The sequence below is a fragment of the Flavobacterium hibisci genome, from assembly GCF_020026925.1.
Taxonomy (GTDB): domain Bacteria; phylum Bacteroidota; class Bacteroidia; order Flavobacteriales; family Flavobacteriaceae; genus Flavobacterium; species Flavobacterium hibisci.
This window is the reverse complement of sequence record NZ_JAIQDW010000001.1, coordinates 143,683-156,835: the sequence shown is the minus strand read 5'-3', so window position 1 is coordinate 156,835 and position 13,153 is coordinate 143,683. Positions and strand designations below refer to the sequence as shown.

Below are 13,153 nucleotides of genomic sequence, written 5' to 3'. Positions count from 1 at the left end.
AGAAATGGGTTAATCTCGATTCTTCAAATAATACTATTTTTTTATTCTCTGTCCATTTTAGGATTTAGCTGACAAAATCTCGTGACACTCTAAAAAAATGAGCATCCAGCCAGCGTTCTTTCCAACTGCCCCATACCTGTTCGAATTGGACTGTATTCTCTTTATAATGAATATTAAACCATTCTTTTGTCTCAGTCATATTCTTATTCTCTTCTAAAAAACTCAGAAATTCATACTGCTCTTTATGCAAATCGTAAATGGACAGTTTAAATTTGTGTCGTAAAACCACACAATAACTTTCATTTTGAAGGGGCAGGTTGGGATTTTTATCATTTTTGAAATCAGAATAGTACTTTCGAACAGGAAACTGAAACTTAAATAAGGCACATACAGGCACCAATTTTAATTCATCTTCTGGAGTATCGATTGTTGCTAATTGGTAATTTTCTTTTGCTTTTTCATCAAAAAGAACACCAATGGCGTATTCAAATTTGGCGAGTTCAATCATAAAATCAATCCAATCTTCTTTGATATCTTCATTAGCATCGGGTCTGTTATTTTCCAGATAATCTGCAAATTGGGCTCCTAAAAAAGACAAATTATAATTAGTTGAAGGATTTGAAGCCAGATAATCATCGGCGAAAGCGCAAAAAATCGCTTCTCCTAAAGCATATTCCAATGCACTAAACTGCTGTGACATACAATTTCGCAATCGTGCAATGTAACTTCGCTGGTAAATGGCTAAATGTTCCTGAGCCGTAAGTTTTTCTGAATGGCAAATTACGTCTTCTATTGAAGCTGCATTTTCTGCATTCAAAAGCAAATCATTGTGGTTCACTCCTGTTTGCTGATAAGGATCGAGCAAAAGCTGCTGCATCCATTGCTGAAAGTCTTTTAGTGGTATTTTTACCGTTTTCTGCATCTTTGGAGTTTATAAAAATTTGTCTACAGCGAATAAATTCAATGGGTTTGAAACTTGTTCCTTATCAATGGAAAAAACTTCTTTTTCGACTCCAACAAATGCTGCATCCATATATTGTTTTGATTTCAGTAATTCAGAATGGTACACATCAAAAGCCGGAATGTTTCCATCCCATTCTAGTAAAATTGATGCCTGATCTGCCAATTGATAAGCTTGCTGAAACAACTTCCAGACCTGACTGTTTACTTCCCTATCGTGTGTATCAATAATGTAATTGTCACAATTTTGATGGCCGGCCAAATGCATTTGAACTATTTTATCATGCGGAATTCCGTTGATGTATTCTACAGGGTCAAAATCATTATTAAAAGAAGAAACATATACATTGTTTACATCCAGGAGCAATCCACAGCCTGTTTCTTCGGTCATAATTCGCATAAACTCCCATTCGGGAAGTGTCGAATTATTGAAAGTTGCGTAAGTACTTGGATTTTCTACAATCAGCGGTCTTTCTAAATAATCCTGAACCTGTCTGATTCGGTTGCAGACATGTTTTAATGAATCTTCGTTTAGCGGAAGCGGAAGCAAATCGTGCGAATTAGTTGTTAAACTCCCGTCCAGCATAAATGATCGCCAATCCAGGCTGGCTTGACTTCACTTGCCAGTTGTTTTAAACTCTTTAAATAATCAAAATTTAAAGGATCAGTACTTCCTATGGAAAGCGATACCCCGTGCATGACCACGGGATATTTTTCTGCTATTTGTTGTAAAATATATCTTGGACGTCCATGCGAATCCATAAAATTCTCAGAAATTACCTCGAACCAATCTACGGCTGGATTCTTTTCAAGAATATGTTCAAAATGCTGGCTTCTGAGTCCTAAGCCCAATCCTAAATTGGGTAATCCAAGTCTAGTGTCCATTATTTTTTGATTGACAATTTGAAAGACTTTCCGGTAGTTTTTTAGCACTTTCTTCTTCCATTTTCAATACTCTTTGCGCTGCCGCAATTTTTCTTTCAGCAGGATTGTTAATGTAGGAACAAGATCTCGAACCGCTTTGTCCGCAAGAAGAATAATCTACACCTGAAGTTCCGCGAATTGAGTTTACATATTCATCGCTTGGTCCGTATTTTTGTGGAGCTTCGCCAAAGGATTCTCCATTTTCTTTTCTTTTTTCTTCAAAGCGTATTCTTGCCAATTGCCAAACACTAAGCCCTTTATTAGGTCCTTGCGCCATAAAACGAGAAGATAAAATGGGAACACCGCAGCTACCCTGATAACGGCAATCATTTTCTCCCGGATGACAAAGTTCTTCAGTGGTTCCAAAAATTCCGCAGCCTCCTTGTCCTTTACAGGCGTTTAAGGTGTGGCATGGATGCCCAACTGCTGTTGAGCAGTCGCCTTGGCCTGCACAATCATTATTTCCTGAATATCCCGCATTTTTGCATGAATTAAGCCCCATGCATACATGAAGTTCTTTAGTTATTAATTCTGACATGTTGTATATTTTTTAAATTAATGATTGTGTCTATAAGGTGTACCTGGTACTTTAGGAATATCGGCTTCTATGCTGTAATCCAGTCCAACGTCTGGTAAAGACGGAAAATAATTTTCGCTTTTAATAGCCCAGCCCCAATTAACAGGATCAGCTTTAGCCAATTGATCAACCAGATTCATGATTTGTGCTTTTGGTCTTAAGAAACTTTGTTCAAATGAAAAAGGTTCGAATGTTAAAGCGCCTTTATAAGCCTGATTGCCTTTCGTATAGGTATATTGATTGATTTGATTACCCACACCGCTCAAAAGCCAGATCATTGATTTATGAATACCAAAAATGAATAAATCATATTGTGTACTTTCGTCTTTATAATAACACGCTTCTATCATTAAAAGGATATAAGCAAAAACGGCATTACCTAATTGTGAACATAATGACAATGCCTGATTTCCCGAAGCTGTGTAATCTGATGTTTTGGGATTGGCATCGGTATCATATACAAAATAGCTAAAGAAATCATCCAGCCCCTGAATGTTGCGAAACTTTTGCTGATAATGCCCGCCAAGCGTATAGGCTTCAAGAAATTTGGCAAAATGAGCTGGTTCTTTTCCAGAATCATCATAATCACCTTCCCAAAAAACTACTTTGCCATCAACAATATCCATTGGAACCGGCATTTTATTTTCACCCCAAATTAAGGTGTGCTGCTTGTATTTACTTTTTCCTTCTCCCTGATCAATGATGCGCTCTATAGCTTCAATTGCAGAGTGAGCGTCGTGTACGCCTACAAGTCCTTCATTATCATCTGTATTGGCAAATTGAGGATTGTGCTCTCTGTCATAATGTACCGTATTCATTGAATTTTGAGAATAATAAGGTCTCGGGCGATTGGGGTTATCCGGAGGAAGCAATTGAGGCCTATAATCATAAGGTCCCGGAAAATCCTCTCTGATACATTTGATAATCATTTGATATAAACGTCCTATCGTTTGATATTCAACCGTATCCAATAATTGGTCATTTGCATAAGGATCTTTAAACGGTTCAGGGCTTTCAATTTGTAAAAATGTAGTCAGTTGCTTCAATGACAATTTTGCTGCATTAATTTGAAATTCAGGAATATGTCCGTCTAATTGTGTTGGAAAAGATAATACTTTTCCAATTCCCATCAAATCAGGCGCTGTCTGGCAAACTGCTTGTTTCACATTGCATGAAAGTGCCAGATGCAGCATCTCTTCGATAACAACGCTCATAATTAAGGCAGCCGATTTATTAGAATAAACTAATATATCAACCTTCAGTTCTTGTGCCAGTTCATCGATTTCGGCAGCTGTGCGTTCTCCCGATTGTGAAAGCTGTGCATGAAGTTTAGCATACAGTTTATCCTGATCCTGGGCTCTGTTTATGGAATAATAGGTCGATAAGTACGTTGGAATAGTCGCTAGCTCCAGCGCAATTGCCTGTTGCATTACGTCTTTGATATTCTCCTTTGTTACCGAAGTAGAAAATGTAAATAGTTTTTTTGTTTTCATTTGTTTTTGGTTAAAATAGATTACTCAGGACTGATAAATGGATAGTATTTTTCGTCAATAATAGGTTCAATACCAAAAAAATCATTCAGCACAGATTCGGCAGTACAAAATGCACCTTCTACCCAAGCCTGATCGTTTGAATAGGTTTCTCCTACAATAAAAATTTCGCAGTCTGTGTTTGGAACAAGCTGTGATGGTTTTCTAATTTTTCTTTGTACATCACCTAAATTATAATGCGATTTATAGGCATGATATCCTGCATTAAATGGAGGAAGAGACCAGTCCATATATCTCGTTTCTAAAGGTTCAGGTACATATGAATAATCAGCCTGAGGTCCAAAATGCAGTGATGCTAGTTGTGAACGAAGCATTTTCACCATTACAGGAGTAGCTTCTCTTGGCCCTTCAAGCGGCTGGCAGTCTCTGGATTCAGGTATTTCACGCGTGGCATTTGGTCCAAGTTCTAAAGGTTTCCAGAATGTTGAATATTGAATATCATCATAACTGGCTAAAATACCGTATACTTTTTTTCCTTTTCCGTCTCTGGCATTATCCCCAAAATAAACTACTTGTCGAATCGGCATATCGGTAATACTTGGGCCAATAGTATCTAATTCAGCAATCTGCGCAATTTGTTTTTCTTCTTTAAAAGTTAAACGTTCCTGAATTGCGTTTTCTACAGCAGCTATAAAACTGGCTTTGTCATTAAAGGTATTGGCTATAATAACCGGATTTTTAGCCTTTTCTATTTCTTTAAGATATTTAGATGGGAAATTCTCTTTTTTTAATTTCTCAATTCCTTCCTGTGTTAAGAAATAACTTGTTAGTTTAGCTGGATAAGTCGGGCTTCCAGCCTCAGTTGTTCTCCACCAGGGTGTATCGAAAAACATACCTATTTTGTATGACGGTTCCATTAATACAGACTCTAAATACAGCTGTACTTTTTCGTGATTTAATACATCTGTTCCTTCATCATCACTGTATCGACTTGCCTGCGCCACTAAGTCAATTGCTGCTCTTGGCATCGCAAGAAATGCTGCATCACATTTTTTTCTTTCTGCAAGTGTGTCTGGATCTTTGCGTGTTGCAGTTGTAAAATTTACTCCTGATTTGGTGTGCACAATAGAACGCAATCTAATGTTTGGATGATAATTTAGCGTAATTCCTTTTTGTTTTGCCAGTTTTTCAACTTCTTCAAATAAGGAATCAAATAAGCTCGAATATCCTTTTATTAAAGTTTTGTATTCCGTTCCCGGAAGAAATTCATCATTCACATTAAATGACTGGGCGCTGTTACTGTTTACTACGTTTGAACTATAGCCATTCCCATCAGACAAATAGCTAAATCCTTCCTGGTCAAGCATGTTATAACCCAGGTTCCAATATCCAATTTCTTTTAGTAAATCTCCTTTTTGGTAGATAGAACTATCAGGCATGTCAATATTGATTCTTCCTTCTTCATAAAATTTGCACCACTCTCTTCGGGTAGTCGGGCCAGATGTTTGAGTGATCGCTACAGATTGTATCGTTGTAAAACCATCATCTGGCGGAGCATCCTGAGCGTAATTGTTTGCGAAATATGGAGCTGGCTGGTTAGAATTGATATCTGAGATATACATGTTTTTAGAACGCAAAGACATCAATGGGTCTGCTGACTCATTAAACGGGACTGAATCTTTCTTTAAATCCAATTCTTCTATAGTTTTAGTTACTAAACGATGTCCCGGCCCCTGGGGAGTGCCATCCCAATATAAATACCTCATGCCTCCTAATTCAAGGTACGAATTGTCTTTATCATCTTTATAATGCCATGTACAGACACGTGCGCCTGGTTGTCTCGTTCCCGGATTTTTTTTAGAAAAATCGTATTTTCCCCAGTCGTAGAGTTCTAATACATCGCCCTTAATGAGCATTTTTTCGTTTTTGCTGAGTTTAGATTTACCATCAAGTAATCTCCACGCCGTATAGAGTCCGGCTGCACCTGCTCCAAAAATAGAGTATGTTTTTTTGCTCATGATCGTATGTTTTTAGATTTTTTAGTAGTTATAGATAATGGTTTTATTCATTTCCCAATCTTGCCATTTGCTGTGCCAGATCTTTTTGAGGAATTACAATTTCTACCAGAGTTGGAAGATTTGTTTTTTTCTTAAGTTTCAGCAATACTTCATCTAACTCCGAAACAGTTTCAGCACGGTAACTGTTTGCTCCAAATGCTTTGGCAAGAGCCTGATAATCCCATTTTGGAAGAATATCAAATTCGTCAAATTTATAATCCGGTCCTGCTTTAAACGAATCCATATCTACATAAACCTGTTCAATTGCATATACTCCATTGCTCATCACAAAGATTACAGAGTTGATGTTATATTTTACAAGGGTCGAAAGTGATTGTGCGATCATCATAAAACCACCGTCACCAGCCACAGTCCATGCTTGTTTACCGCTTCCAAGTTGGGCTCCCGAAGCAGCACCGGTTTCAAAACCAATACACTGCCACGCAGCCGAAGAAATATAGGCGTTTTGAGATAATCCGTAAATATTGGTAGCGACATACATTGACGAGCTTACACCAAAAGTCATTACAATATCATCCAGTATTTTTTCTTTTTTCAGAAAAGATGTTGCATGCTCAAAAAAGCGGTTAAATGTTATTACTTCAGGAGTTAAATCATATTTGGGATCTGAGTTAGATCGCCATGGTTCCGGGAATTTTGGCTGAGCCGGAGCAATTGCTTTTAAAGGATATCCTGAAGCTTTTTTAAATCGTTCTGTTAAGGCTTCGATAAAGTCTTTTAAGGTTACTCCCGAATAAGTAAAATAACCAACTCTCGTTTCCTGAGTCGTTACCTGAATCATATCCGAAAATTTATTTTCTACCAGCCATAAATAATCATCGGTAATAATAGTTCCTAAAGACAAAATACAGTCTGAAGCTTCGACTACTTTTATAACTTCGGGTATTGAAGCCTGATCAGAATAGGTTCCGATAAATTTATCGCCTTTCTCATCCAGAACCGTTTTTCCAAGTGAAGTTGTAGTGTACAACATTCCGCTCGCTTTAATAAGTTCTTCTAATTGCCTGGTTAGTTTATGTCGCAAAAGCTCAACACCTGCAAAAATTATAGGTGTTTTGGACTGACTAATTTGAGACCAAGCCTGAGAAACAGCATTTTCAAGTGCTGTTGGTTTACTTTTTATGATTTCAGGTTCTAGTTTTTTACTGGAAGGTTTAGGACAAGGTTCGCCCCATACTTCTTTATAACATGCTATATAAACAGGTCTTTGATGTGTAAGCGCTGCAATAAGTAATTTATCGATTTTTTCAGGAGCATCTGCAGAAGTGCTCAGGGTCTCGGCAGCAACAGTTACTCTTTCATAAACTTCCTGATCTGCATTGAGATTTCCTGTAGAATGATGGTAAAGTACATTGTACATACTCCCAATTTGTCGTGCATCGGCTCCGGGTGTGGCACTAATTACAACAACAGGGCTGCGCTCTACATAAGCTCCCGCAATAGCATTTAATGCACTAAAAGTACTTACTCCATATTGTAAAGATACCGCTGCTAAACCTCTGGTACGTGCGTAAGCATCTGCCGCATAAGAAGCGTCTAATTCGTTTGAAGTTCCAATGGTTTTAATTCCATCAAAGTATTCCAGAGCTTGTGTAAAATGTTTTACATAGTCCCCCGGAATTTGAAAAACCTCGGTAACATTTAATTGTTTGAGTCGGGTAAGCAGATAATCTGCAACAGTAAATTCTTTTGTAGGTTTCATTTTTTGGTTATTATAACTAGGAGTGTTTTGTTTATAGCCATAAATCTCTTCAGCTTGCTTTCTGAAGAGATTTATGTTAGTCATTTAAATTTTAATACGAACTTGCAGAATGCCAATATTATCGGCTAATCCGGCTCCGTATTCAGCATTTAAATCATCGTTGATACACAGTTTCAATGGTCCGCTTTGACCAGAAGGAGTTGTTACGGGTCCATTTCCGATAAAAAATGGAGCATTATTTCCAACTTGTCCTATAAGTGATCCCATATTTACATTTTGAATAGGATATCCTGATTGCGTAACAATAATGCCTGGACATCCGTTTGCATCATACAGGTTACCATTATTGGTTTGAGGATCTGCTGTCCATAGACCCGATTCGTAACTAATTGTTATTGTATTACCTGGCTGTACTGCAATTCCCGTATTTTGCCATGCCTGATTTGCATTAACCGGAACAAAAGTTTCTACCAGCTGCAGTGTATTCGCATCAATATGTAAAAACTGAGTTGGCATACCGTTAATCACAAATTGTAAAACAATATTTTGAATGTATTGTAACTGAGTCGTTCCGTTACTTAAATTTTCAACATACCAGGTGGTGTTCATTGAAAGCACTTTCCCAAAAGAATTTTCAAAATTTATATTGCTTACCGCACCACCTTCATTACTAGTACTTATTGTAATACTTGAGTAGCTGTCAACCGTTATTCCCTGATTGTTCAATGTATTCAATTGTTGTGTTAAATAAGTTGACGGATCAATTATTGTAGGGTCTGTAAAGGGTAATTTTGTTCTGTCTGCGGTTGGAAAAACGGGATTTCCTGTTCCGGAAGCAACTGGGCCTCCCGTCATTAAAACGGAAACTCCATGAGGAACCGAAATTTGTTTGTTATACTGAGTTGCCGGATTTTGTACTGGAATTGGATTTGAATCCGGAACAAAACCTGGACCATAAGGACCTTCAACCTGGTTTTGTATTACGTGATAAAGCCAGGTGCCATTTTCGGCATGAATTAAAGTATTTTGAATAGGCTGTACTCCATTTGGATCGGCGTTATTTGCTATGTAAACTCTTTGTTCATAAAACAATACACTGCTTGCCTGTGTATATTGCCCTTCCCTATTTGGTGCCCCGCCGGCTATAGCGGAAAATGAGATTTCTTCGAAATAAGGAAAGTTTTTAGTGATGTAACCATTTGGAGCATCGGTTTGGGGTAAAGGCATCACATTGTAACCTGTAGCATTTGCTCCAGTAGGACTATTCCAGGTACCAAGAAAACTATTTAAAAGTCCGAGATTAGATGTACCAATAACCGGCGGCTGGTTTGTTGTTGATACAAGCGGAGTTGTAATATCTGGAATTACCGCTGGTGCTGTCGTCACTGCGGCAGCTGCTTGTTGAGCCTGATACGGGCACGTTTGCTGTTGTAAACCGTTTGAATTTTCCATTTTGTTATGTGTTTTTGATCCTTTTCAGGTTAGTTACGTCTTGTTTAGGAAAGTGATTCTGAAGCAAATTGGCGCATGCATCTTATCTCATTTCTTTAATAAAATTACTAGGACTCCATATTTCAAATTAAAAAAAAGGCATGAATACGGGATTTTTATCCATGAGAGACCGAAACAAAAGCATAAGATTATTTCGTTATATATTTAATAAACGCTTCTGTATAAATCCGAAAAGAATAGATATGCAAAAAAAACGGAGAGGCAATTAAAATTCACATGTTAAAACATTGAAAATAATCATTAACAAATTGATTTGGCCTTCAAACTTTTTTCCGCTCCAAAAGTTTTACCAAAACTTACGCTTAAAGATTAAGAACATTTTCACTAGTTAAATAAAACCCGTATTTTTGAAATTAAATCATTGAAAGAAACATATCTTAATCTAAGCGATTAAAACGTTCAAAACCTCACAATTTTCGTGTGGGAATAGTGGCACTCTAGCTTTTAAAAAATAAAAATGCAGTAAATATGCGGGTTGCACCTCTTAGGTTCGAATCCTGCTATTCCAAGTAAAAAATCCTGAAATAAATTTCGGGATTTTTTTTACTCTAAACTTAAATGCCCTGCCAACTCAAAATTCTCATTTAGCTCTTTTAAACATGAGATTTCCAAGAAATAAAACTAAAATTAGAACTACGATTAATGCATCTCCAATCAAGTTTTTTTTACGATAACAATGGCGTTATCTATCATTTAGTTGGTTTTTTATTCTTATCTAATTACTTCCGGAAACAGTTTCTAAAAATTATAAAGGAATTTTCTTAAAAAAATAAAACAATCGGTTGTTTTTTAAAAATATTTATCGTTAAATTAGCAGTAAAAACCTACTTATCATGAGGTTATTTACTAACTATTAAAACCATAAGTTATGAAAAGATTTCGAAAATTACTTTTTCTATTTTTAGTGTTTATTCCTCTAATGGAATTATTTGCATGGCCGGGAATGCCATTACCTCCCCTGCATATTGAAGGCAAAAATTTAAAGGATCCCTGTGGAAAAAATGTTTTACTCCACGGTGTTGCCATAACACCCAGTCCCTGGTTTAATGGCTGCTCGTATAATCAATGCCGTTGGGACAATTATAATGTCCAGGGTTGTCTAAATTATAATAATGCTGTTATGGATGCACTCACAAACACAAATAACGGATGGAAATTAAATTATATAAGACTGCATATTGATCCTTACTGGACCAATACACCTGGCTGTTCTGCAGGCGAAAACAACATTTCATGTTTTAATTACAATAGACTGGTAACTTATGTAGATCAGGTTATAATTCCTTTAATTAATCATGCCAGAAGCAGAGGCCTCTATGTTGTACTTCGTCCTCCAGGAGTATGTCCTGACCGAATTGCCTTTGGAGACAACTACCATAATTACTTAAGAACTGTATGGCAGTATTTATCAAACCATCCAAATTTAAAGAATGTAGATAATGTTATGTTTGAATTAGCCAATGAGCCTATACAAATACTCGGAACAAATGGAAATTGGGGGGCTACTGGCGATGAGCATTTTGCCGCTTTACATAATTTCTTCCAGGATTTAGTAAATAGAATTAGAGCTACTGGTGCCAATAATGTTTGCTGGATACCAGGAACAGGATATCAGTCTCATTACCAAGGATATCCAAATCATTTAATAACAGGAGGAAATATAGGCTATGCTGTGCATGTTTATCCAGGATATTGGGGGGCAAATGCAGAAAATGCCACCAGTTTTAATAATGCCTGGAATGCTAATGTACAACCGATTGCTAATATAGCACCTATTATGATAACCGAAACAGATTGGTCTCCTTCTGGCGATCAAACATGGGGCCAGGGAACAACAAGCGGTTTTGGTCTGAATTTGAAAGGCAGGATTGATGCCACAGGAAATTGCAGTTGGAATTTACTTGCTCCTGAAGGATTGATAACAAACGCAGATCCCTATAATGTTACAACCGCTTTCAATAACAGTTGGGAATCTTGCGCTGCGCCAGTCAAGCAATGGTTCTCTGAATATGCAAACAATAATATACCCTCGCAAAGTTGCAACACTCTAATAAACAATGCTGTTTATGAAATTGAATTTAAAACAAACTCAAATAAAGTTCTGGATCTTAAATATGGGACTAATGCAAATGGTACTGTAATTCGTCCTTGGGATAAATCAGGAGCAACAGCACAGCAATGGATTGCTGTTGATGCAGGTAACGGCTATTGGCGTTTTAAATCAAACGCGAGTCCAACAGGACGTGTAATAGATCTTGAGAGTGCAGACCCAACGAATGGTAAATCGATAAGACTTTGGGATAGTTATAGTAATGATGCTCAAAAATGGCTGGTAACGGATGTTGGCAATGGTTATTATAGTATAAAATCGGCCGTTAACACATCAAAAAGCTGGGATATATCGAATTGTAATATGGACGGTACATCAAATCTCCAGCTTTGGGAATATTACGGAACTTCATGTCAATTATTTAAGTTCAATAAAGTAGGAACTACTACTGCAAAAACTGCAATTGAGAAAAATACCGCAACAGATAATATAGAAATTGACACGAATGTCAAAATATATCCTAATCCAGCTACGGGAGGAGAGTTTAACATCTATTTATCTTCACAATCAGACGAAAATTATTCTTTAGCACTTTACTCAGTTAATGGCGAGCAATTATACGAAACAAAAAATCTAAAATCTAATACTAGTGAACTCATTAGAGCAAAGCTTACAAAGGGTTTATATTTTGTGACGATATATCAAAATTCAGGTACAACTACCAAAAAAATATTAATTGAATAGTCTATTAAACTAATAGATATAATTTTTTAGAGCCTGTTTAAAATTTAAATATTTTTATGAGATTATTTTTCGATAGATGAGGCAAATTTTGAAATAATAATAGACTCATTTTTGAGTAAATTTAACGAAATATAGCGGAAAATAAGCCGTAAAAAGCAATTAGATAAAATTTAAACAGGCTCTTAAGATTAGTAAAATTATTATTTAGTGTCCTGTATAAATTTTAACCCTTACTGGATTAAATAAGGGTTAAATATTAAAGCGTACTAGAATTTGTAACAAATCCTTTTGAATGCAGTTTTCCAAAATAAAATAAGATTTTCCAGATACTCCTGTAAACTGCTGAATCTGTGGATCATGCTTTTTGATGTAAGCTGCAATATGTTTAGTCTGTTTTCGAACATTTTCACCTGCCCACATTCCTGCAGGAAGAATTTACCATAACACCAGTCACAGAGAGGATCCATCCCATATATTAATTTTTTATTTTAATGATTATTTATAATGCAAAGATTCATCAGAAAGTACCTTAAAACATTAAAGTAGTTTAAAAAAACACTTATCAATATTCTTTTCTTAAAGCCATTTTCCGGCGTATATTACTTAGAAACACATTGATTATGCCCAGATAAACCGCTATTTGAATGTTCGAAATACGCTGTATAAGCTACAGGTATTTTTGTGAAAATTCTATATAATGTGCTTCTGCTGTTTTACTCAGATTATCAATCATTCTGCGCTGCATTGCGACATGTTTTTTTTGTGTCATAACACGAAAGAGTTTCTCAATCTGAGGCAGATTGGAATAAGCAAACTCTTTGTCTCTTTTAGATATAACTAATATTCCACGGTCTTCCAGAGCTTCAATAAACAGCTGTGACGGTATTTCATTGGAAAAGCTGTCAATATAAGTTATCCAACAATTTTCGCATGCAAAATAAAGAATTTGTTAAACCCTATTTTGATCGATATGAAAAAACTCAAAAGCGCCTCTATACCAAAACCTTCAAAGCGGAAGATTTCCACTTCACGAAGTAAATAACTTCTTATTTCATGGTTTTATGCTGAAATAAATTGCAAAATGATTTCATTTCATTTTGGGACAATGAAATATGA

General features: G+C 36.3%; 9 protein-coding genes. 1 reads left to right on the top strand and 8 read right to left on the bottom strand.

What is annotated here, in order from left to right; all coding sequences use genetic code 11:
* Positions 1-64 precede the first annotated feature (64 nt).
* Genes K8B81_RS00535 through K8B81_RS00505 form a run of 8 tightly spaced genes read right to left on the bottom strand, consistent with a single transcriptional unit; the run spans position 65 to position 9,183 of the window.
* Complete coding sequence (locus K8B81_RS00535; RefSeq protein ID WP_223678154.1) at positions 65-922, bottom strand: HvfC/BufC N-terminal domain-containing protein; 858 nt, start codon at positions 920-922, stop codon at positions 65-67.
* A 9-nt stretch (positions 923-931) separates the two neighbouring features.
* On the bottom strand, positions 932-1,546 hold the full coding sequence (locus tag K8B81_RS00530) for a DUF692 domain-containing protein (protein ID WP_262902658.1): 615 nt from the start codon (positions 1,544-1,546) through the stop codon (positions 932-934).
* Entirely contained in the window at positions 1,528-1,845 is a 318-nt protein-coding gene (locus tag K8B81_RS20920; RefSeq protein WP_262902657.1) for a DUF692 domain-containing protein, read from the bottom strand. The genes K8B81_RS00530 and K8B81_RS20920 overlap by 19 nt, the downstream gene beginning before the upstream one ends.
* Positions 1,835-2,422 (bottom strand): hypothetical protein, encoded by a 588-nt coding sequence (locus tag K8B81_RS00525; protein WP_223678153.1) that lies wholly within the window; start codon positions 2,420-2,422, stop codon positions 1,835-1,837. The genes K8B81_RS20920 and K8B81_RS00525 overlap by 11 nt, the downstream gene beginning before the upstream one ends.
* A gap of 17 nt (positions 2,423-2,439) precedes the next feature.
* Positions 2,440-3,954 (bottom strand): ferritin-like protein, encoded by a 1,515-nt coding sequence (locus K8B81_RS00520; protein WP_223678152.1) that lies wholly within the window; start codon positions 3,952-3,954, stop codon positions 2,440-2,442.
* Positions 3,955-3,974: 20 nt separating this feature from the next.
* Complete coding sequence (locus K8B81_RS00515) at positions 3,975-5,969, bottom strand: flavin monoamine oxidase family protein (RefSeq protein ID WP_223678151.1); 1,995 nt, start codon at positions 5,967-5,969, stop codon at positions 3,975-3,977.
* 43 nt (positions 5,970-6,012) lie between these two features.
* A complete protein-coding gene (locus K8B81_RS00510) occupies positions 6,013-7,815 on the bottom strand; it encodes an alpha-keto acid decarboxylase family protein (protein WP_223678150.1) in 1,803 nt (600 codons plus the stop codon).
* Positions 7,816-9,183: a heme-binding protein gene (locus K8B81_RS00505; RefSeq protein WP_223678149.1), complete on the bottom strand. Its 1,368-nt coding sequence runs from the start codon at positions 9,181-9,183 to the stop codon at positions 7,816-7,818.
* Between the two features lie 928 nt (positions 9,184-10,111).
* On the opposite strand from K8B81_RS00505, the gene K8B81_RS00500 reads away from it, so the two are divergent.
* Positions 10,112-12,037 carry an RICIN domain-containing protein gene (locus K8B81_RS00500; RefSeq protein WP_223678148.1) on the top strand — a complete coding sequence of 642 codons (1,926 nt, stop codon included), beginning with the start codon at positions 10,112-10,114 and terminating at the stop codon, positions 12,035-12,037.
* The last annotated feature ends 1,116 nt before the right edge of the window (positions 12,038-13,153 follow it).